This window comes from Ochrobactrum sp. SSR, from assembly GCF_030067775.1.
GTDB classification, from domain to species: Bacteria; Pseudomonadota; Alphaproteobacteria; order Rhizobiales; family Rhizobiaceae; genus Brucella; species Brucella teleogrylli.
This window is the reverse complement of sequence record NZ_CP125969.1, coordinates 2,022,458-2,044,031: the sequence shown is the minus strand read 5'-3', so window position 1 is coordinate 2,044,031 and position 21,574 is coordinate 2,022,458. Positions and strand designations below refer to the sequence as shown.

Below are 21,574 nucleotides of genomic sequence, written 5' to 3'. Positions count from 1 at the left end.
GACAGAGCAGAAAGCCCGGATGACGGATCAAGGCCAAGACAAGAAGGATAGGCCGCAGCTGATGCGGGAAGCCTTTTTGCGCCTGTTTTCAGGCGATGGCGCTCTGTTGCGCCGACTGCGTCTGCGCACCTTCTTGTCCGTCGGGTTTGAACGCCTGTGGCCGCTGGTCCTGCCGCTGATTCTGTTGGTTGCGCTTTTTGCAAGCATCAGCTGGTTTGGCCTGTTCGGCATGATGCCGCGCTGGTTGCATATCGCCGTGCTGACGATCTTCGCGCTGGCAGGGCTGGTTGCGCTCTATCTCCCATCCCGTTTTCGCCAGCCGACCGAAGACGATGTCACGGCGCGCATCGAGGCGGTCAACGGCCTCGTGCACGAACCGCTGGCCGTGCAATCCGGCCATATGGCCAGCGGCACCCACGATCCGTTTTCGCAAGCTCTGTGGCGCGAACATCAGAAGCGTATGGCCGAACGGCTCAAGAACCTGCAATCCGGCTTGCCGCGACCGCGCCTGCCGGAACGCGATCCTTATGGCCTGCGCGCCGTCGTGGCGCTGCTTTTCGTCACAGCGCTCGCCTACACGTCCAGCGCTGGCAGCGGGCGCATTGCCGACGCCTTTCACATTCGCCCCGGCAACGGTGCCGCCCTTGCCCGTGTCGATGCCTGGGTGACACCACCGCGCTATACAGGCCGCGCGCCGGTCTTCCTGACGGCCAGCGCTGAAAACAGCCGCAATGCCGAAGCGATCACGGTTCCCGAGGGCAGTGTGCTTTCGGTCCGCGTCATCGGCGGCAGCTCGGAACGCCTCACCGCAACCAATGCAGAAGGCGAGCAACGGGAAGTCCAGCCCGTCGCCCCGAAGGAAGAGCAGACGCAAGCGCAAGGACTGAGGCCGGTACAGACGCCGGAAGAAAGCGCTGTCGATGGAAGCCGCAACTTCCGCTACGATTTACGCGAAGACGAAACCGTGACCCTTTCCGGCACCGATGCGCGCTGGAAATTTGCGGTGACGCCAGACACGCCGCCGACGATCCGCTTTACCAAGGAACCCGGTCACGCGCTCAACGGCACGCTGCAACTGACCTATGAAATCGATGACGACTATGTGCCGGCCAGAGCCTTTGCCGAGATCGTGCCGCTGGAAATCGATGAAGACGAAGAGGCCTCCCCGCTTTACGAGGCACCGGAGCTGCCGCTCGCATTGCCGCGCCGCGGCGTGAAGGAAACCACCACATCGAAAGACCTGACCGAACATCCATGGGCAGGCCAGAAGATAGCGCTAACCCTCGTCGTCACCGACGCGGCGGGCCAGGTTGGGCGCAGCGAAACCAAGGTGATAACGCTTCCCGAACGGCCTTTCAGCAACCCGCTGGCGCGCGCTATTGCCGAACAGCGGCGTATTCTGGCGCTTGACGCCAACCAGCGCGATCATGTGCTGGACATGCTGTCGGCGCTGATGCTGCGCCCGGAAGAAACGATCAAGAACGCCGCGCATTATCTGGGCCTCGTCACCATCCGCACCAGGCTTCGCATGGCGAGAAGCGACGACGCCCTACGCGATACTGCCTATTATATGTGGCAGGTGGCGCTCGGTATTGAGGATGGCAATCTTTCGGCAGCCGAAAAGCGTCTGCGTCAGGCGCAGGAAGCACTGAAAAATGCGCTGCAAAACGGTGCCTCGCAGGAAGAGATCGAGAAGCTCACCGCCGAATTGCGCAAGGCGATGCAGGATTTCCTGCGCGAATTCGCCCAGCGCCAGCAGCAGAACCCGAATGCGCGCCAGTCAGCGCCGGATCCCAATGCGCAGATGCTGACGGAACGGGATTTACAGCGCATGATGGACCAGATCGAAAATCTGGCCCGTCAGGGATCGCGCGATCAGGCCGAACAGCTTCTGTCGCAATTGCAGGACCTGATGAACAATCTGCAAATGGGTCAGACACAACCCGGCCAGCAGGGTCAGGGACAGCAGGGCCAGCAAGGGCAGATGCAGCAGCAGATGAACAAGCTTGGCGATCTGATGCGCCGCCAGCAGCAGATGATGAATGAGACCTTCAATCTCGACCAGCAGCAGCAGCGCCAGTTCGACAGCAATCCGGGTGCCGGTGAAGAGGGCGAAGGTGAGGACATGGAAGGCCTGTTCCCCGGCGATGACGGCTCCAGGGGCGGCGGTTCGCAGCAAGGCGGCCAGACGGATGAGAAGACCGCAGAGGCCATGCGCAAGCTGCAACAGCAGCAGCAGCAATTGCAGCAGGAACTGCAAAAGCTGACGGAAGACCTGAAAGGCTTGGGTATAGAACCCGGCAAGGATTTCGGCGATGCTGGAAAATCCATGGGCAATGCCGCCGAAGCGCTAGGACGCAATGAAGGCGCGGAGGCCAACGACAATCAGGGCAGCGCTCTGGACGCCCTGCGCCGTGCCGGTCGCGACATGATGCAGAAGATGCAGCAGGCGATGGGGCAGGACGTCCAGCAGGGTCAGGGCGCGAATGGTTCTCGTGGCCGCGATCCGCTCGGACGCCAGCAGGGCATGGGAGCCGATGATGGCAACGGCACCAAAATTCCCGGCGAAATCGACATTCAGCGCGCGCGTGAAATTCTGGATGAAATCCGCCGCAAGCTCGGCAACGCGCTGACGCCGCAGATGGAAAAGGAATATCTGCAGCGCCTGTTACAGTTCGATTAGAGGCTGCTCAACGAACTCGTACGACGGTTGCAAATTCGTCAGGCCGTGGCGAAAAGAGTGATTTTCGAGCAACGGAGCGGAGCGTACTTAAGGGTACGTGAGCACCGGCGCACAGAAAAGCGCTCTTTGCAGCCCGGCATCACGAATTTGCCGCTCAATCCTTGACGTGTCCGACATAGGGCAACTGCCGGAACGAATGGGCTACGTCCATGCCATAGCCGACGACAAAATAATCCGGGCATTCGAAGGCGACAAAATCAGCTTCCAGATCGACCTTGCGCCGCACGCTCTTGTCCAGCAGGACGGCAATACTGACGCTGCGCGCGCCACGTTCCAGCATCAGTTCGCGGACGAATTTGAGCGTCTTGCCAGATTCCAGAATATCGTCGATCAGCAGCACATCGCGGTCACGCACTTCGCTGTCGATATCGCGCAGCAGGCGAACTTCCGTACTGGTCGTGCCCTTGCCATAACTGGACACCGTGATGAATTCGACATCCGGTTCCACGCCCGCATCATGCATGGCACGGATGAGGTCGGCTGCGAAAATGAACGAGCCCTTGAGAATGGAAATCGTCAGCAGATTGTGAAACTTGCGTTCGGCAATAGCCTTCGCCAGTTCAAGATTGCGACCGGCAATATCTTCCGGGCTGAATAGAATTTCTATCGTCTTGCCGCCGACTTCTGGCATTGCCGGTTCTCTCCTGATCGTTTGCTTTGCTTATGGGCCACCGAAAGCCTTTTCAGGCTTTTCGGGATGCGCTTTCCTGCAGAAGGCACGCTCTATAGCACGGTTTGAAGAAAATGCACCCCGCCTGTCAACAAGCCCAGGCTTAGAGCCTGAAACAAAAAGCGGCATGTGTGTGCGAAAATGGTGATTTTCGAGTACCGGAGCGGAGCGTACTATTGGTACGAGAGCACCGGAATGGAGAAAATTGCCATTTGCAGCCACACAGGGCGACTTTTGGAACAGGCTCTTATATCCATTCCCCGATGACAGGATTTGATATAGCGTGCCCGCATGCATCCGGACATTATCGAACTGCGCTCCTTTTACGACACGACACTTGGTCATTTGGCCGAGCGCGCCATACGCATGGCGATTGCCGGTCTTTGGGAACGTGTTCCGGGCGAACGGCTCATCGGCATGGGCTACAGCCTGCCCTATCTCGACCGGTTCAGCGCCGATACGGAACGCACTTTTGCCTTCATGCCAGCCGGACAGGGCGCGATCGCCTGGCCTTCGGCGGACAAATCCACCACGGCTTTGGTCTTCGATGAAGAATTGCCGCTGCCGGATTCCTCCATCGACCGCATCCTGATGGTCCATGCGTTGGAATATGCCGAAAGCGCACCGGAAACGCTGAAGGAAATGTGGCGCGTACTGGCGCCCAACGGGCGGCTGGTGATCGTTGTGCCCAACCGCCGTGGCGTCTGGGCCCGCTTCGAACATACGCCTTTCGGCAGCGGGCGGCCTTACAGCCGCGACCAGCTTTCCACCCTGCTGCGCGAAGCCAATTTCACGGTCAACACCGTCAGCGACGCCCTGCATTTCCCACCCGCCACGCGGCGCTGGATGATGCGGCCTTGTCTGGCAATCGAAGGTCTGGGGCGGCGGCTGTGGCCGCTTTTCTCAGGCGTGTTGGTGGTGGAAGCCCAGAAACGTCTCTATCAGGGTCTGCCGGTTGCGCAGCGCTCGTCGCGGCGTGTTTTCGTGCCGGTGCTTGGAACCCCGGTCAGCGGACTGCGCAAGGCCAAACAAGAGTCTGACGCCTAGAGCCCATCTGATTACATTAGATCAGCTCTACATATTTACTCTGACGCACATCTTGTCCGAAAACCGCTTCGCACTTTTCGGGATTTGCTCAACCCCCATAAAACAAGGTTTTTCTCGACTTCGCGCCCATGGCGGTTTATGTCGCATCGGGGCTCAAATCCCTTGAGCGTCCCATAAAGCAACACTGTTCTTTTGGCGGAGCCAAAATCATGACCGATCAGCAAAACCTTTCCCGTCCCCAGCCCAAGGCCGGCCTGCTCAACATCGCAGCCTACGTGCCCGGCAAGGAACATGTGGAAGGCGTTGCCAAGGTCTATAAGCTCTCCTCCAACGAGACCCCGATCGGCCCCAGCCCCCATGCGGTGGAGGCCTATCGATACGCGGGCGAAAAGCTGGAACTTTATCCCGACGGACAGGCGCTCGCGCTGCGTGAAGCTATTGCCGAAACGCAAGGGCTGAACATTGGCAATATCCTGTGCGGCAATGGTTCGGATGAGTTGTTGGGCCTGCTCTGCCAGACTTATCTTGCGCCGGGCGATGAAGCCGTCATCACCGAGCATGGCTTTGCCGTTTACAAGATCCAGACGCTGGCAGCCGGTGCAACACCGGTAACCGTGAAGGAAAGCAATGCGCGCATCGACGTGGATGCCATTCTTGCTGGCATTACGCCGCGCACCAAGGTTGTCTTCATCGCCAATCCGGCCAATCCGACCGGCACTTATCTGCCTTTCGAGGAAGTGCGCCGTTTGCATGCGGGCCTGCCGAAGCATGTCCTTCTCATCCTCGATGCTGCCTATGCCGAATATGTGCGCCGCAACGATTATGAGGCCGGTCTCGAACTCGTTTCGTCGAACGAGAATGTCGTGATGACCCGCACCTTCTCGAAGATCCACGGCCTTCCGGGTCTGCGAATCGGCTGGATGTATGCGCCCGCCCATGTGATCGACGCAGTCAATCGCATTCGCGGCCCGTTCAACATGAATTCGGCAGCGATTGCCGCCGGTGCGGCCGCCATTCGCGACCGCAACCATGTCGAAAAGTCGGTCGCCTATAACGACAAGTGGCTGTCCTGGCTGACGGATGAGTTCACCAAGCTCGGCCTGCGGGTGACGCCTTCGGTCACGAACTTCCTTCTGATCCATTTCCCCGAAGACGCCGCAAACTCGGCAGACAAGGCGGATGAGTGGCTTTCCAAGCGCGGTTATATTCTGCGCCGTGTTGGCGGATACGGTTTCCCCAACGCGCTGCGCATGACCGTCGGACCGGAAGAAGCCAATCGCGGCGTAGTCGCCGCACTCACTGAGTTTTTAAAGTAAGATCAATGTCCACGATCCATTTTGATAAAATCGCGCTGATCGGTATCGGTCTCATCGGTTCGTCGCTGGCGCGCGTCATCCGTCGCGAAGGCCTTGCCAACCATATCGCAATTGCAACCCGCAGCGCCGAAACCCTGAAGCGCGCCGAGGAACTGAACCTCGGCGACAGCTACACCACCGACAGCGCCGAAGCGGTCAGGGAAGCCGATCTGGTGATCGTCTCGGTACCGGTCGGTTCGTCCGGCACCGTCGCAAAGCAGATCGCTGGCAGCCTGAAGCCGGGCGCCATCGTCACCGATGTCGGCTCGACGAAAGCTTCCGTCATTGCACAGATGCAGCCGGAACTGCCCGCCAATGTGCATTTCATTCCGGGCCACCCGCTAGCGGGAACGGAATATTCCGGCCCGGACGCAGGCTTTGCAGAGCTGTTCAACAATCGCTGGTGCATCCTCACGCCCCTTCCCGACACGGATGAAGCGGCGCTGGAAAAGCTTACGGCCTTCTGGACGGCCTGCGGTTCGCGGCTCGACCATATGGACCCGCAGCACCATGATCTGGTGCTGGCCATCGTCTCGCATCTGCCGCATATCATCGCCTACAACATCGTCGGCACCGCCAGCGATCTGGAGCAGGTGACAAAATCGGAAGTCATCAAATATTCCGCATCCGGTTTCCGTGACTTCACGCGTCTGGCGGCATCAGACCCGACCATGTGGCGTGACGTGTGCCTGCACAACAAGGACGCTATCCTTGAAATGCTCGGACGCTTTTCGGAAGATTTGGCCTCGCTGCAACGCTCGATCCGCTGGGGCGACGGAGAGGCCTTGTTCGACCTCTTCACGCGCACGCGTGCGGTGCGCCGTGGCATTATCGATGCGGGTCAGGAAGTGGATGCGCCAGACTTTGGCCGTCATGCTGCGACGCGCACCAACGAAAAGAAGTAAGGCAATAGATAGGGCAGTAAAAACATACTCCCCTATTCCCCTATTCCCTTACTCCCCTAAAGCGCCGGTAACCGCCCAAGCGGAATGAACCCGGCATTGGCTCTGCCCTTGCGAACGGCAATCTCCAGCGTGGGATTGCCGTTTTCGTCTTTCGGCATGGCTGATAGCGCGAAGAGGATGGTGGCGATATTGCTGCCCTGCTCCGGGAAAACCGTCTGGCCAGCCTGCGCCAGCGATTGCGCATTGACGAGTGTCAGCTTCACATCGGCGTTGATCAGCCCATTGTCATCGACGGAAAACGGACCGGTCAGCGTCACCATCGCCCCATTGGGCATGGAGAGAAATGCCTGATGGATCGTGCCGCTATGGCCGCGCAGACGCTGGCTGAAGTCGGAAGATCCCGACGCCAGCAGTGTGGCAGCATCGGCAATCTCGATATCGGCAACGCCGTCGATCTCGGGGCTCTTGGCATTGCCGATCACCGGGGCTGCAAGCTTCAGCCCGGCAAAGCGGCCTGCCAGTTTCAGCGCGCCATCGACGGCGCTCATGCTGAAATCCATCTGTTCCAGACTGCTGAGCGGCTCCGTCGTCGTGGTTTCCGTGCGGCGACCGACCACGATGTCGCGCGCTTCAAGCGCAATCTCGGTCGGGAATGGGCGGGCAAGCCGGGTGTTGGAGCTGAACCGGCTCCAGCTCACTTCAAGCGGTTGAAGACCCGGAAATTCGATAAAGGCAGGTCCTGTCAGATCATTGCTGAGCGAGCGCGGCGCATAGATCGGCGAGCCGGAGGTGAAACGCCCTGCGCGAAAGGCCATACCGGCGCTGGGCTTCTGCCAGGAAATGCTGTCGCAGACCACATTGACACGAAGCGGATAGCCGCTTGTGCGCAGATCCTCGCAGCGCACGCCAATGCCCTGAGCGGACAGCTTTGCCATATCCGCGGTGGCGCGCGTTTGCAGGCGGTCGGCCACATAGAACCACCCGGCAGTGTAGGCAGCGACGAGAACGATCAGGAAAATGCCAAGCGCAATAGATCGCTTTCTGGACTTCCGTTGTTTCGTTCCAGCTTCCGTCCCGGGATGCACCATCGAAAAACCTTATGTCGGTCAGAGAGTTGAGCCTGAGAAGCAGCAGAGCCGCCAGCGACGCATCTTTCGATACAATGTTTTGCTCAACCTCACTCTTGGCCATATTATGGCAGGATTGAGTCTTGTGAAGTGGCGCTTCAGAAAAAACGAGGGATATCCATCAATTACCCATGGAAATCGGTCACAAGACGGCAAATATTATACCATCATGACACACCATATCGATGCAAAGCGGACGAGTGATTTCTGGGTTTTCGGCTACGGCTCGCTAATGTGGCGGCCCGGCTTCGCGCATGTGGAGACCGTTCGCGCCCGCCTGCACGGCTATCGTCGCAGCTTGTGCATCTATTCGCATTTTCATCGCGGCTCGCCCGACCACCCCGGACTGGTGCTTGGTCTCGACGCGGGCGGCTCCTGCCTTGGCATGGCGTTCCGCGTTCCGGGCGAGATGACCGACGAGGTGATGGTCTATCTGCGCGAACGCGAAATGTCGAACAATGTCTACCACGAAAAAAGGTTACGGCTGCGCCTCCATGACGGGCGCGATGTTCAGGGACTGGTCTATGTGGCCGACCGCCGCCATGTGCAATATGCGGGCGCGCTCAAGGCCGAGGACGCGGCTGCGATTGTTGCATCCGCGCATGGCGAATCCGGCGCGAATATCGACTATGTCGCCAACACGCTGAAACATCTGCGCGATATGCGCGTACGCGATCACGCGCTTGAGCATGTCGGCAGCCTGATTGCCGCGAAATCACACCCACCGCGTGATTTCGACTGATCAATCCCTGATCGCGAGAATGGACTTCGCCAGTCCGGCAATCTTCTCAAATTCGATCCGCCCATCCGGGAAGAGCTTACGCACCTGTCCCGTGGTCAAAAGCCGGATCGATTCCACATGAAAACGGGCATCGTCGGCGCTTTTCTGACGCTCGAAAAAGCCGAGCCGCATCTTGGTCATCAGCCAGATGCGCACCGCCACCGGCAGCCACTGAAAACCGATAAAGCGGAAATGCGGCTCATAAGGGAACCAGTAATTGGGCGTCTGCATGTAATAGCGCTTGCCGAGCCTGCGGGTATTTTCCGCAAAGCGTGTGATGGCCGCCCAGTCGCCGACATGTTCGATAACCGAGTTGGAATGAACCACGTCGAAAGTCCGCCCCGCAAAAAGCGCCGGATCGGTCGCGTCGCCGACCAGAAACGTGAAGGTTCCCGTATCTTTCTCTTCCTGCTTTTCAGGATTGATCAGCGTGAAATGCAGGCGGTCGCGGTTGGCTTCGATGAAGTCTTCGCCGATCAGCCAATATTTTTCCGACCCGCCGAGATCGAGGATTTCAACTTTTTCGCCTTCCGGCTTTTCGGCAAGTGCCGCCTCGATCAATTTGCGGATATGGGCGAACCGTTTGGCACGGAAGGAAAACTCGATGCTTTTGCGGTCCTTATAAGGATCGCGACTATTTTCTGAAATATCCATTGTCGTTTTATCCGTTCAGCCAAACACCGGTCAGCACTGTTAAGCTCACTTGCCATTTATTACAAAGCATAGCAACACCGATGGCATATCAGGGCATTGTCCGGCAGAGCAAAGAGAAGGGCCGATCCAGTGCCTCAAGCACGAAAATTGAGCCGGCAGCCTATCGGGCACTTGTCCTCAATCGAAGCAATCGCTACATCTCGGCCAATCGTCAAGGAGACAGACACTCATGATAGCATTGTTCCGCACCATTGACCTGGCGCTCGACATCTATACGTGGATCATCATCGCCAGCGCCATTTATTCGTGGCTCTATGCGTTCAATGTCGTCAATTCCGGCAATCGCTTCGTGGCCTCGGTCGGAGAGTTTCTCTACAAGGTAACCGAGCCGGTTCTGCGCCCGATCCGTAATCTCCTGCCCAATCTCGGCGGCATCGACATTTCGCCGATTGTCCTGCTGTTGATTATCTTCTTCATCCGCCAGTTCATGTGGACGACGCTGCTGCCGCTCTTCCTCTGACCGGCACAGCAAACACCAAAAACAAAAGCGCCCGATGGATCATCGGGCGCTTTTGTTTTGAACTCAACTCATGAAACAGGCGATTACTTGCCCTTGGCGCGTTCGATCGCTTCAACGATGAACTTGCGAGCGTAGTCTTCATCGCCCCAGTCACCGATCTTGACCCACTTGCCGGGTTCCAGATCCTTGTAATGCTCGAAGAAATGCGCGATCTGCTTCAGCGTGATTTCCGGCATATCGGTATAGTCGTGGATCTTCTCGTAACGGCGCGTCAGGTGCGGCGACGGAACGGCGATGATCTTTTCGTCCTTGCCGGAATTGTCTTCCATGACCAGAACGCCGATCGGGCGGACATTGATCACAGAACCCGGCACCAGCGGACGGGTGTTGCAGACGAGAACGTCGATCGGATCGCCGTCTTCCGAGAGCGTGTGCGGTACGAAACCGTAATTGCCCGGATAGGTCATCGGCGTGTAGAGAAAACGGTCAACGATCAGAGCCCCGGACTTCTTGTCCATCTCGTACTTGATCGGCTGGCCGCCGACCGGAACTTCGATGATGACGTTGACGTCTTCGGGAGGATTGGTTCCGATGGAAATGGCATCAATATTCATGATGGGTCCTTTCGTGTCGCGCTCTGATAACGGGTTTCATGTTTCCGTGCAAGAAAAACGAAAGTTCAATAAAACGCGACTAATTGTCGTTTAGCTCATGTACAGCCGGAAGGATGTCGGGCATTTAACTGCGCGGTGAAACACCCAGTTCCTTCAGGCGGTCCACAGCTGTCGGTGGCATCGGGGGTGGGTTGGGGTCGCGGCTTGCCGCAACCAGAAGCTCGTCGCAGGCCGTTTCGGTGGTTTCGATCAGGCGGCGCAGAAATTCTTCCTTTTCAAGCCCCGGCGGAATGGGCGGCAGGACGCGGCACCGAATGGTGCCCGGAAAGCGCAGAAACTTGCGGCGCGGCCAGTAAAGCCCGGCATTATGGGCAATCGGCAAGACCGGCAGGTTCAGCGCATCGTAAAGATGCACGATGCCGTATTTATATTGCGGCGGCGCACCGGGCGCGCGGCGGGTGCCTTCAGGATAGATCAGGATCTGACGCCCTTCGGCAATGGCCTTTTCCGCGCCCTTGGTGATCGAATGCAGCGCCTTGACGCGCGATCCGCGATCCACCGGGATCATCTCCATTTTAGCGACGTACCAGCCGAACAGCGGAATGCGCATCAATTCGCGCTTCAGGATCAGAACCGGATCATCCAGATAGGGCAGGAACGCATAGGTATCCCAGGCCGACTGGTGCTTGGGCGCGCAGATATAGGCGCCCTCTGGAATATTATCGAGACCTTCAATGACGTAATCCGTCCCGGCAATGATCTTCTGGAGCTTGAGATTGACCCGCGCCCACAGCTTCGGCACGATCCAGGCCTTCTTGCGCGGCAGCAGGAAATAGAACGGCGTATAGACGATCATCTGAACCAGCGTGCAGATGTAAAACGCCGCATTGAAGAGGATTGAACGCAGATAGAGAAGCATCGTGTCGGCGAATGTCCCGGCTAGAGCACGTCCCGTAGAGAGAGACACAATCTCGAAAAACTGTCAGACCTTCGCTTTCCGAAATCTCGGGCACTCGTATATCAGGAACTGCCCCGTTTTCCATACAGAAAACAGTGACCGATTGTCAGGAATTTGCTGTTTGTTACCGATTGATTTTCTGACCGGCGACGCCGTTCAGGATGTCGAAGCCGAAAATCTCCGACGTACCGACGCGCACGACCGCGCCCAGATATTTGACATATTCCACGAACAATACGCGCAGCGTGTCACCCTCGGCAACCCAGCTTTGCCCGCGCCCCTCGGTGTTCACCACCGGATAGGGCACGAATTCCACGTCCTTCATCCGGTAGGACATTTCCAGAATGCTGCGCGGCATATGGTAATTGTTCGTCACGACGATCACCCGGTTATAACCGTTGTTGCGAATCCAGTGTTCGCTTTCCTCGGCATTGCCGATGGTGTTGCGTGCCGAACGGTCGAGATCGACACAGCAGTCGAACAGGCTCGGATCGGCATGGGTGGCGCGCTGTATCGATTTTTCATTCGTGGAAGGATGCACGCCGCTGATCAGCAGACGCTTGCCGCGTTTTTCCTGCAACAGATCGACCGCCGCCTGAATGCGGGACTGACCGCCGGTCAGGACCACAATGGCGTCGGCGGGTTCATCGATCACCGGCGGCGTCATGCTCGTCACCTTCTCACCGAAGGCGACAAAGCCAACGAGAAAAGCCAGAAGCAGGCCAAAAAGTACGATGGAAATGGGTTGGAAACGTCTCAGCATGCGCATCATGACAGACCACAGGAATCTGGCTGGCGCAAGCAGCAAGGATGAAGGGGCAACAACAGGGGGCTGCGTCGCCAGACCACGGCGCCCGCTCGCATCTCTTCCGCTGTTTGTCCCTTTGCCACCGCATCGTTACTCGCCCGGTATCCGCCGCCCAATGCGTGCGCGATCCGCCCGTTGTTCCTCTGGCTATCATACGCAGCATTGCGGCGATAACTCGGAAAACTACCAGGAATTTGCGAGCGGCGGAGCGTATTGGGCCAAAAGATTGTCATTCGGAGCGCACTCCCGGACCATCCATGGTTGCGAGCTGGCGAATAACCGTCAGGCGACTGGTCAGCATGGTCAGGACACTGACCAGTATGATGATGGCGGCGGCGCCGAGATAGCCGCTGCGACCGATGGCGAAGTTCCCGAACATCGCCGCGGCCTGATCGCCTTCCGGCGTCGCCATATGGCGGGAAGCCCACCACGAAAAGATCAGGAAAACCAGCATGGCGGCGGCACCGCCGAACAGCGCGCCTTTCAGCGCGGTGCGGAAGAAATGCCACTCGAATTCACGCGCCACGAATTTCGATTCCGCCCCGATGAAATGCAGAACCTCGATGATGTGGCTATTGCCGGACATTGCGCCGCGCGTGGCGAAAATGACGGTGAGAATGGTGGCTGCGATCACCAGCGAAAGAACTGCCGTGCCGACCAGAACCGTGGTTCGCGCCATCGACACCAGCCGGTCCACCCAAGTCCGGTGATCGTCGAAACTGGCTGCCGGTATGGCGCGGGTCAGTTCCGCGCGCATGGTGCCGAAATCTGGCGGCGCGCTTTCGTCAATGGTCACCACGACAAGGCGCGGCACCGGCAGTTCGTCAATGTTGAGCCCGCTGCCAAGCCAGGGTTCCAGCAGACGCGCCGTAGCATCCTTGTCGATGATGTTCGTCGCCTTCACGCCTGCAAAGCCGCGCGCGATATCGCTCGCCTGTTGCAAGGCCTTTTCAATATCCTGCCCTTCGACCGGACGGATCTGGATGGTCGCCTCGCGCGCAATCTGGCTCTGCCAGGCGGCAGCCGATGCGCGGACCAGCGAAACGCCGCCCATGGTCAGGCAGGCGAGAAAGGTCATGATCGCGATAACGGTCACCAAAGCCGTGCCGGTGACGCTGCCATCGGGCACGATGGGGCTTGGCCCCTTGCGCTGTCGGCGTTTGCCGACCCGCACCAGAACCATGTCCTTCAGGTCTTCGAAACGAACCTTGAGGTCATCCAGAATTTTCTGCCAGCCGTTTAGGCGACCACTGCGGGGCTTATTCATAGATATCGAGCCGCCCATGTTCCAGAATCATGCGGCGCGCATTGACCTGATCCATCAGGGAAAGGTCGTGCGTCGCGATGATGACAGCGGTGCCCGAGCGATTAAGCTCCGTGAACAGGCGCAGCAGGCGCTTGGCGAGCGGCGGATCGACATTGCCGGTCGGCTCATCAGCCAACAGCAGTTCCGGCTGGTCGATCAGCGCGCGCGCAATCGCGGCGCGCTGCTTTTCACCACCGGACAGGACCGGCGGGAGAACGCCCATCCGGTCACCAAGGCCAACCCAGTGCAAAAGTTCCTCCACCTCATGCCGATAGGTGGCTTCTTCCTTGCCGCGCACCCGCAACGGAAGCGCCACATTCTCATAAGTGGTCATGTGGTCGAGCAGACGGAAATCCTGAAACACAATGCCGATACGGCGGCGCAGCAGCGGCACCTGCTTATGGTCGAGACGCGCCACGTCGTTGCCGAACACGTTGATCAATCCGCGTGTCGGCTTCAGCGCCATGAAAAGCAGCCGCATGAGCGACGTCTTCCCGGCACCCGAAGGGCCGGTCAGAAACTGGAATGAACGCGGCGGTATGTGGAAACTGACATCCTTCAGGATTTCAGGTCCCATTCCATATCTCAGCCCGACATTCTCGAAACGTATCACCGGTCAGTTTCTCTTTGTTCTTCGCGCGCGCGAAGCCTTCACGCGTCGCGCATCAATACCCGTTCGACCTTTACCCTCTATGGTTAATCTTGCGTTAAATCGGACCCGTTTCGGCCGTTAAAATATTCGCGAGCGAAGCATTAACCATTTTGCGGCAGCCTATGGGGCTGGAATGAGTGAGCAAACGCAAAGGAAGATGACTTCATGATGGCGAAGCGATCCCCCGCCGCAGACCATGCGCGCGCCCATAAGCGTGCCTCGACGTCTGCCGGTTGGCGTCACGCGCCCGCTGTCGAAGTCGAGGACGCCGAATTCGAAACTGTGCTGCCGGAACGTCGAAAGCCAGCCACGCCGCATGTGCTGCCGGGGTTCAGCCTTTTCCGCAAACAGCAACGCCCGGCGATTGCGACGGAAACCGCGAGCGGCCCCAGTGTTGCCTATTGGGTTCTGGTGGCCTTTTGCGCCACGACCGCCTTCTGGATGGCGGGCGGCTATACGATCATGACAGGCAAGTCGTCGGACGCCGTCGCCAGCGTATCGCCATCACTGCCGCTCGTTTCCGCGTTGAAAGTGACCGACATCACCAGCAATATCGCAGAGCGCGCCGAAGGCAATGTGCTGAATGTGGGCGCCAGCATCAGGAATGACAGCCACGAAACGCAGCCGCCACCGGCTCTGATCGTCAGCATCACCTATCGTGACGGACAAAAGCGTGAACGCCTGCTGGAACCGGTGCGCACAAGCATCGAACCCGGCAGAAACATCCGTTTCGAGACGATGCTGCCCGCCCTGCGCGGCACAATCGAGAAGGTCGATATCAGGATGGCGCGTCCGGCTTGAGCCCCGACGCGTGTTTCAAAAGCTGGATCGCTTACTGCCAGCAGCCGAGATTACGTCCCTTCAGATTGTGAGAATCGATCTCGACAATAAGCTTGGGATCCTGACGCAGCAGAACCATTGTGGTGCGCTGCTTGAGATCGATCTTCTGCCATCCCGCGCATTCGGTCGGTAGCGGCGTGGTGTCGATCTTGACCTTTTCCGTCCATGCGGTCGCCGTGCAGCCGGAAAGAGCGGAAACCAGCGGCACCGCCATGGCGATACCCCAAAAGATTCTCGATCCTCTGGTCTTAGGATGCATGTTCAAACCGCAAACTCCCTGTCTGCTCTACGACAGCCTTTGAAAATGGCTGTTCTTCGGTTACGGGCCTGCCCCGTGCCTACTCTTCGCTTATAACGCGCATGCAGCCCCCTTCGCAATAACCCGGCTATGGAAGTCAGCGGTCAAGCAACCCCGCAATTGCGTCATTCAGCCGACGACCGGTGACAACGCCCTCCGGGGCGCCATTGCTGCTCGCCCTTCGCTTCAGCCGTAGGGCACATGATTTACATTAATCAATTCAAGTGCTTATCAATCATATTATCGAATAACAACAATATAATTGGGGTAATTTTCGATATTTACTTTTAAAATAGTTCTACGAAGCAAAGCATAGACGCCATTCTTTGTTTTCAACAATATTGCCGGAAGAATATGACAGGGATATAGTTTTGGATATCTGATTCGCATTCGGCCAGTTTCACTACACCAACCTTGGGGATTTCCATGTTGAATAAACTATCGGCTGAGTTTTTCGGAACTTTCTGGCTGGTTTTCGGCGGCTGCGGCAGCGCGGTGCTCGCTGCGGCTTTTCCTGAACTTGGCATCGGCTTCCTGGGCGTCGCCTTTGCTTTTGGTCTCACCGTCCTGACCATGGCTTTTGCTGTGGGCGGCATTTCTGGTGGCCACTTCAATCCGGCTGTTTCGCTCGGTCTCGTGATCGGCGGCAGGCTTCCGGCAAAGGATCTTATCCCCTACTGGATCGCACAGGTTCTGGGTGCCATTGTCGCAGCGGCAGTGCTCTATCTGATCGCTTCGGGGAAAAGCGGTTTCACGGCGGGCGGCTTCGCCTCCAACGGTTATGGCGAATTGTCGCCGGGCGGCTATAGCCTGACCTCGGCCCTGCTGATCGAAATCGTCCTGACGGCGTTCTTCATCATCATCATTCTGGGTTCGACATCGTCGATCGCACCGGCTGGCTTTGCCCCCATCGCGATCGGTCTCGGCCTGACGCTGATCCACCTGATCTCGATCCCGGTGACCAATACGTCGGTTAACCCGGCTCGCTCCACCGGCGTTGCGCTCTTCGCTGAAACGGCTGCACTCAGCCAGCTCTGGCTGTTCTGGGTTGCTCCGCTGATCGGTGCAGCGCTCGGCGCGATCATCTGGAAAGGCCTGCTTGGCAAGGATTGATCCGCCCTCCCGGATCGACTAGGCCGACGTCATGTCGGCCTTTTTTTTCGCCCTTTTTCTTGAAGTCCTTTCCGCTTCGGGAATTGCCGACACAATTGCCACCAAAAAGTGATTCCGATCATGGGAAGGATGCTGTAAGTAACCCCTATCTTTCCTCGCGATGTTTTGAGCAATGTCTCCCTCAACCGATGCTTCTTCTGCTGATCGTTACGCAGCTTTTCGCCACTCATCTTTTAAAAAATACTGGGGCGCACGCTTTCTGAGCGCCTTTGCGGTGCAGATCGTCAGCGTTTCGGTCGGCTGGCAAATCTATGACCAGACCCGCGATGCCTTCAATCTGGGCATGGTGGGGCTGATGCAGTTTCTGCCTGCATTGCTGCTCGTTCTCGTAACCGGGGCCACGGCTGACCGTTTCGGCAGGCGCTTGATCATGGGCCTGTCGCTGGTTCTGGAAGCTGTCGTCACAGGACTGCTGCTCTCACTGACGCTTGCGGGGCTATTCGAGCCAGCGACCGTATTTGCGAGCCTCCTGCTATTCGGCATCGCCCGCGCCTTCCTCGGGCCATCCTCGGCATCGCTGGTGGTGAACCTTGTTCCGACCGAGGATTTTGCCAATGCCGTATCCTGGAATTCGTCGGCCTGGCAGGTCGCAACCATCGTTGGCCCCGTCGCGGGCGGCCTGCTCTACGGCATCTCGCCGGTCGCAGCCTACAGCATTGCCACGGTCTTTCTGATCGCGGCTGCGGTCCTCACCTTCTCGATACCAAAGCCGAAGCAGCATACGCTTGCAGAACAGCGTTCCCTGTCGAGCATGCTCGCCGGCTTCCGCTATATCTGGAAGGAAAAGATCGTGCTGGGCGCGATCTCGCTCGACCTTTTTGCGGTGCTGCTCGGCGGCACGGTGGCGCTGCTCCCGATCTATGCGCGCGATATTCTCGATCTTGGTCCGTGGGGGCTTGGCCTGTTGCGTTCCGCACCCGGCATTGGCGCGGTGTTGACCGCGATCTGGCTGGCCGGTCATCCGATCCGCGACCATGCAGGCCGGGTGATGTTCGTCTTCGTTGGGCTTTTCGGCCTGTTCAACATCATCTTTGGCGTTTCAACGCTGACGTGGCTTTCCGTCGTCGCACTGGCGCTGGCCGGTGCTGCCGATATGATCAGCGTCTACATCCGTGAAACGCTGATGCAGCTCTGGACGCCGGATCATGTGCGCGGACGCGTCAATGCCGTGAATATGGTTTTCGTCGGCGCGTCGAACGAATTGGGCGAATTCCGCGCAGGTCTGATGGCGGCGGCTCTGGGTGCGGTTCCGGCAGTGGTGATTGGCGGCGTCGGCTCCATCGCCGTCGCGATGATCTGGGCAGCCATGTTCCCGCAATTGCGCAAGGCCCGCCATCTGCAAGGCCGGACTTGATGATCAAAAGGGCGAGCTACGGCTCGCCTTTTCTATCTGTACCCGCGCCTGTAGGGCATTGCGGTCATCCTCGCGGATGCCGATAAGCTCGGCGATGCGCCATGTCACGTCCGCTTCCACTTCGCTGACATCGCCATCGGCATAGACCATTTCCCACATCAGACCCACGAAATCGAGCCGCGCATTATAGTCCAGCTGACGCTTGAGAACGGATGTAAAGCTTGAAAAATCGATCGCTTCGCTATCGGCAGCCTCGGCGGCCTTGATGAGCTTCTTCAGCGCATCGCCCTTGAGATTATATTTCAGCGACAGCATCGCGGCGAGCTTCTTGCGCTCGCTCTCGCGTGTTTCTCCGTCGACATCCATGATGTGAAACAAAAGGGCAGCGGCGGCAAGTTTCGGATCATCGTTGGAAATATTTCCCGTGCGGTCACGAAAACCGTTGCCGGGCAGTTCTTTCAAAAATTCCAACAGACGATCGAACATTCACCCTCGCGAGACACATTAACGCTCAAGCGCCTCACCAGGGAAACGCCGACCTGCATATTTGCGAACCTAACGGGGGAAATACGGCAGGCAACGCGACAAACCGTCATGAAAGACGGTTCGACGCAGATGACGTCGCCAGCGTTGTTTTTAAGCAACGCTTTATTCAAGTGGAACTGGCTTAGAACAGCCGTAAACCACCCTGCACCTTGCGCGGTGTGCTGTTTTGATCCACACCCGGATCATCGACCACGAAATGACCGCGCTTGTCCTCTCCGTCTTCGACGTCATCGAACGAGGTTCCATCAAGCGGCGGTTGCGGAGTTTCATCGCGCTTCAGAACTGGCGCAGGCGGATCGTCTTTCACGGGCTCGGCGGCGGGCACAACCACTTCGGCCTCCACCACATCAAGCTGCGGCGCAGCTTTCGGAGGTGCGTCGCGAAGCGGCGGCGTCACCACCACGGGCACTGCCGGTTTAACATCCGGGACAGGCCCTTTGATTTCCGGCTCTTCGGCCTCAACAACCGGCGCAAGTTCGACAACCGGGACTTTCCATTCAAAGCTGTTCAGCCTGCCGGTAACCGGCGAAACTGGCGACCAGCGCTCGGAAACATAACCATCGGCAGTCCAGGCCGGATCGCGTGGCGCCTTGAGCGCTCTCGCGAGCCACTGACGCACCTTGCCCTGATCGCCGGTTTCGGCTTCCTCGATATCGGCCAGCAGCAGATAGGCGCTTTCGGTCGGGCGTGCCCGCAACACCTGTTCGGCATTGTCGCGGGCTGCCTTGAAATCTCCAGCCTCATAGGCCGCGCGCGCCAGAACGAGACTGCCTTCCGCAGTGTTGGAACGCAGCGACACCAGATGCCGCGCGCGTTTCAGACGATCCTGCGCCGTGTCGCCTGCGCGGGCATAGACATAAGCGGAAGCGATATCGGGATGCGGGGAACGCTTCCATGCCGCCTCCAGAATCCTGGAACCCTTGCGCACATCGCCATCGGTGAACAGCGCCTGCGCAGCCACGACAGCGGCAGGCACCAGATCGGGCGCAAGCTTGTTTGCCTCCAGCGCAATAGTCTTGGCATGGGCGTGATCGACATTCAGCGTTGCCATGGCCTTGGCGGTCAACAACGCTGCGCGTTCCTTCTTCACCGTATCCTTGCTGTGCGCCAGCGCCTGTTTGCGCGCCTCGACCAGTTTCAATGCGCCATCCCAATCGCCGTCGGCGCAGAATTGGCCCATCATTGCCGATGACGCCCATTCGAGCTGCGGCGCCTGCTTGGCAGCTTCCGAAGCATAATGACGGGACGCCTCGATTGCGCCGACGCGCTGCGCTTCGATATAAAGCCCGCGTAGGCCCAAAAGCTTGGTTTCGGGGTCTTCCAACATCGCCTCGAAGCCCTTGCGGGCATCGTCCGTGCGACCTTCAAGCATCGCCGTCTGCGCTTCCAGAAGTTTGATGAGCGGCTCCTGATCGGAATTCAGCAGCTTGCCCGCCTGCTTGGTCATGCGGCGCGCAGCTTCCGCATCGCCCGCACCGGCAGCGATCAGACCAGTCGAAAGCGACTGATATCCACGGTCGCGCTTGCGGGCGCGAAAATGGCGGCGCAGCGTGTAGGGCGACTGGATGATGCTTTTTACCAGCCACCACAAAAGCAGGATCGCCGCCACGATAGCCACAATACCGGCGACTGCCGTAATCAGCGGCACATTATAATGGTTGCCTGCAAAAACAACATCCAGCTCGCCCGGACGGTCAGCCAGCCAGGCAAAGCCGAAACCAAGGGCCACAACGATCAGCAGATAGAATAAAACACGCAGCATCGGCCCGCCCCCTTAATTGCCCGCCGGTGCCGCGGCACCCGCTTCTGCCGGTGCTTTCGGCTTGAGGCTGTCAGCAACCAGACGCTGGATCAGCGCGTCGGCGTCGCGCCGCACTTTCATCTGGTTCGCAAATTCTCCGGACACCGCTTTCGCATCGGCAGGGAGTTTTTCCCATTCACCGATGGCGCGCTCCAGATCGCCTGCATGAAGCGCTGCTTCCATACGTGCGGTCGTGGGTCCGACACCTTCGCCTTCCACATTGCCTGCGACGGGCCGAACACTCACCAGCCCCTTGGCGCTGGCAACGAGTTGATCCCAAACGCCCGCATCGGCGGGCAGCTTGTTTTCGGTGGCGACAATACGATTGGCGACGGGACCAAACCAGGCATTGAGGTCCGCCACGGTCGGCACGCCCGTATTGGCAAAGGCCTTGAGGCCCTCGACCGAACTTTCCTGTGGCGCCAGCGACGCATAGGTTTCGAGCTCGGATTTGAACGAACCGCCGCGATCGATGGCCGTTTTCAGCGCATTGGCGGCAATCAGCGCTGTTGCATCCGGCTGGCGGGCGGCTTCGCCGACCGTTGCCTGCAAGGAGGTCAGCTTCGATTCCAGCGAAGAAATCGTGCCGGTATTACCGGAAACACCGGCTGCAGCCTGATCCGCCTGATTCTGGGCCGCCGACAATTTCGATTCCAGCGCGTCGAGACGCCCGGTCAGCGCTTCGATATCGCCCGAAGCGGCGCCTCCACTCGCCTGCGGCAATGTCTCGACCTGCTGCTGCAATTGCGTCAGCGTGCCTGCGACCGCTTCCGCCTTGATTTCGGCGGCCTGAACATTCTTCTGCAAATCGGCAAATTGCGTGCGGCTCGCAGCGTCGAGCGGTGCGGGCGTCGGGTTGGTGCGCAGTTCTGAGATCTGCTGCTCCATCGCGGCCAGTTGCTCGGCGGTCACGCGCGCGCCGGGCGACGGAATGACATTGCCCCATTGCAGCGCAAACATGCCACCAAGCGCTATGACGCCACCGGCAATACCCGCCAGAAGATGCGACGCGCCGGTGCTTTGCTTCGGGCTGGAGTTGCCGACGGGCGGCACGGTTGAAGATGTGCCCGAACTCGTGCCCGGCTTTTCCGTTTCCGGTTTTACGCCAGCGGTGAAGGGCGGCCTTGCGGCATTTGCAGCCGGTTTCGGCTCGGCTTTCGTTTCAGCGGGCTTGGCGGTCGTTGCCTGAGCAAAGTTCCCGACCGGTTCGGCGGGCGGTGTCGTCCTGGCTCCCGCTTGTTCGTCGACACGCTTTACATCAGACGGATCGAGATTGATCGTCACGGGATTGCGGGCCGGTTTGGAATGTCGCGGGGTGCCGGATTTCGCCATGGGTCCTCTCGTAATCGTCGATTGCCTGCCGGTAACTCGGTGTGACTCTAACAGATAAAATCTTCTGTCGCAGGAAGGTTGCGTCTAAAA

20 protein-coding genes and 1 pseudogene are annotated in these 21,574 nt (G+C 58.7%); 9 read left to right on the top strand and 12 right to left on the bottom strand.

Going from position 1 to position 21,574, the window contains the following annotated elements:
• Positions 1 to 19 precede the first annotated feature (19 nt).
• Positions 20 to 2,683: a TIGR02302 family protein gene (locus QLQ11_RS09620; protein ID WP_124915118.1), complete on the top strand. Its 2,664-nt coding sequence runs from the start codon at positions 20 to 22 to the stop codon at positions 2,681 to 2,683.
• 154 nt (positions 2,684 to 2,837) lie between these two features.
• Here the strand turns inward: QLQ11_RS09620 and hpt are convergent, their stop codons facing one another.
• A complete protein-coding gene (gene hpt / locus QLQ11_RS09615) occupies positions 2,838 to 3,374 on the bottom strand; it encodes a hypoxanthine phosphoribosyltransferase (protein WP_124915119.1) in 537 nt (178 codons plus the stop codon).
• Positions 3,375 to 3,704: 330 nt separating this feature from the next.
• Between hpt and QLQ11_RS09610 the strand changes: the two genes are divergently transcribed.
• The 3 genes from QLQ11_RS09610 (at position 3,705) to QLQ11_RS09600 (ending at position 6,720) form a co-directional block, all read left to right on the top strand.
• Positions 3,705 to 4,460: a class I SAM-dependent methyltransferase gene (locus QLQ11_RS09610; protein WP_109369907.1), complete on the top strand. Its 756-nt coding sequence runs from the start codon at positions 3,705 to 3,707 to the stop codon at positions 4,458 to 4,460.
• Positions 4,461 to 4,669: 209 nt separating this feature from the next.
• The gene (hisC, locus tag QLQ11_RS09605) at positions 4,670 to 5,776 is read left to right on the top strand and encodes a histidinol-phosphate transaminase (RefSeq protein ID WP_283735964.1); all 1,107 of its coding nucleotides are present in this window, start codon (positions 4,670 to 4,672) and stop codon (positions 5,774 to 5,776) included.
• Positions 5,777 to 5,781: 5 nt separating this feature from the next.
• The gene (locus QLQ11_RS09600) at positions 5,782 to 6,720 is read left to right on the top strand and encodes a prephenate/arogenate dehydrogenase family protein (protein WP_109369909.1); all 939 of its coding nucleotides are present in this window, start codon (positions 5,782 to 5,784) and stop codon (positions 6,718 to 6,720) included.
• Positions 6,721 to 6,776: 56 nt separating this feature from the next.
• Here the strand turns inward: QLQ11_RS09600 and QLQ11_RS09595 are convergent, their stop codons facing one another.
• A complete protein-coding gene (locus QLQ11_RS09595) occupies positions 6,777 to 7,808 on the bottom strand; it encodes a DUF2125 domain-containing protein (RefSeq protein ID WP_109369910.1) in 1,032 nt (343 codons plus the stop codon).
• Between the two features lie 208 nt (positions 7,809 to 8,016).
• Between QLQ11_RS09595 and QLQ11_RS09590 the strand changes: the two genes are divergently transcribed.
• The gene (locus QLQ11_RS09590) at positions 8,017 to 8,589 is read left to right on the top strand and encodes a gamma-glutamylcyclotransferase (protein WP_109369911.1); all 573 of its coding nucleotides are present in this window, start codon (positions 8,017 to 8,019) and stop codon (positions 8,587 to 8,589) included.
• On the opposite strand, the gene QLQ11_RS09585 is transcribed toward QLQ11_RS09590, so the two are convergent.
• Complete coding sequence (locus QLQ11_RS09585; RefSeq protein WP_109369912.1) at positions 8,590 to 9,282, bottom strand: methyltransferase domain-containing protein; 693 nt, start codon at positions 9,280 to 9,282, stop codon at positions 8,590 to 8,592.
• Positions 9,283 to 9,511: 229 nt separating this feature from the next.
• Here QLQ11_RS09585 and QLQ11_RS09580 point away from each other — a divergent pair, with 229 nt between their 5' ends.
• Positions 9,512 to 9,802, top strand: a complete 291-nt coding sequence (locus tag QLQ11_RS09580; protein WP_109369913.1) for a YggT family protein — start codon at positions 9,512 to 9,514, stop codon at positions 9,800 to 9,802.
• 83 nt (positions 9,803 to 9,885) lie between these two features.
• Here QLQ11_RS09580 and ppa read toward each other — a convergent pair whose 3' ends face one another.
• The 5 genes and pseudogenes from ppa to ftsE form a co-directional block, all read right to left on the bottom strand.
• Entirely contained in the window at positions 9,886 to 10,416 is a 531-nt protein-coding gene (gene ppa / locus QLQ11_RS09575) for an inorganic diphosphatase (protein WP_078337519.1), read from the bottom strand.
• A 124-nt stretch (positions 10,417 to 10,540) separates the two neighbouring features.
• A complete protein-coding gene (locus QLQ11_RS09570; protein WP_109369914.1) occupies positions 10,541 to 11,335 on the bottom strand; it encodes a 1-acyl-sn-glycerol-3-phosphate acyltransferase in 795 nt (264 codons plus the stop codon).
• Positions 11,336 to 11,498: 163 nt separating this feature from the next.
• A pseudogene (locus QLQ11_RS09565) lies at positions 11,499 to 12,415 on the bottom strand (YdcF family protein).
• Positions 12,412 to 13,449: an ABC transporter permease gene (locus QLQ11_RS09560; RefSeq protein WP_109369916.1), complete on the bottom strand. Its 1,038-nt coding sequence runs from the start codon at positions 13,447 to 13,449 to the stop codon at positions 12,412 to 12,414. The pseudogene QLQ11_RS09565 and the gene QLQ11_RS09560 overlap by 4 nt, the downstream one beginning before the upstream one ends.
• Complete coding sequence (gene ftsE, locus QLQ11_RS09555) at positions 13,442 to 14,065, bottom strand: cell division ATP-binding protein FtsE (protein WP_210261380.1); 624 nt, start codon at positions 14,063 to 14,065, stop codon at positions 13,442 to 13,444. Before ftsE ends, QLQ11_RS09560 begins: the two co-directional genes overlap by 8 nt.
• A gap of 240 nt (positions 14,066 to 14,305) precedes the next feature.
• Here ftsE and QLQ11_RS09550 point away from each other — a divergent pair, with 240 nt between their 5' ends.
• Positions 14,306 to 14,941, top strand: a complete 636-nt coding sequence (locus tag QLQ11_RS09550; protein WP_109369918.1) for a hypothetical protein — start codon at positions 14,306 to 14,308, stop codon at positions 14,939 to 14,941.
• A 31-nt stretch (positions 14,942 to 14,972) separates the two neighbouring features.
• Here QLQ11_RS09550 and QLQ11_RS09545 read toward each other — a convergent pair whose 3' ends face one another.
• On the bottom strand, positions 14,973 to 15,239 hold the full coding sequence (locus QLQ11_RS09545; RefSeq protein WP_109369919.1) for a hypothetical protein: 267 nt from the start codon (positions 15,237 to 15,239) through the stop codon (positions 14,973 to 14,975).
• Positions 15,240 to 15,704: 465 nt separating this feature from the next.
• Here QLQ11_RS09545 and aqpZ point away from each other — a divergent pair, with 465 nt between their 5' ends.
• Together aqpZ and QLQ11_RS09535 are read left to right on the top strand one after the other, a co-directional pair.
• Positions 15,705 to 16,391: an aquaporin Z gene (gene aqpZ / locus QLQ11_RS09540; RefSeq protein ID WP_109369920.1), complete on the top strand. Its 687-nt coding sequence runs from the start codon at positions 15,705 to 15,707 to the stop codon at positions 16,389 to 16,391.
• 172 nt (positions 16,392 to 16,563) lie between these two features.
• Complete coding sequence (locus QLQ11_RS09535) at positions 16,564 to 17,805, top strand: MFS transporter (protein WP_109369921.1); 1,242 nt, start codon at positions 16,564 to 16,566, stop codon at positions 17,803 to 17,805.
• A gap of 3 nt (positions 17,806 to 17,808) precedes the next feature.
• Here QLQ11_RS09535 and QLQ11_RS09530 read toward each other — a convergent pair whose 3' ends face one another.
• The 3 genes from QLQ11_RS09530 to QLQ11_RS09520 all read right to left on the bottom strand — a co-directional run bounded on the left by QLQ11_RS09530 (position 17,809) and on the right by QLQ11_RS09520 (position 21,484).
• A complete protein-coding gene (locus tag QLQ11_RS09530) occupies positions 17,809 to 18,291 on the bottom strand; it encodes a TerB family tellurite resistance protein (RefSeq protein WP_109369922.1) in 483 nt (160 codons plus the stop codon).
• A 181-nt stretch (positions 18,292 to 18,472) separates the two neighbouring features.
• A complete protein-coding gene (locus QLQ11_RS09525; protein ID WP_109369923.1) occupies positions 18,473 to 20,113 on the bottom strand; it encodes a heme biosynthesis protein HemY in 1,641 nt (546 codons plus the stop codon).
• A gap of 12 nt (positions 20,114 to 20,125) precedes the next feature.
• Positions 20,126 to 21,484, bottom strand: a complete 1,359-nt coding sequence (locus tag QLQ11_RS09520) for a COG4223 family protein (RefSeq protein WP_109369924.1) — start codon at positions 21,482 to 21,484, stop codon at positions 20,126 to 20,128.
• Between the last annotated feature and the right edge of the window lie 90 nt (positions 21,485 to 21,574).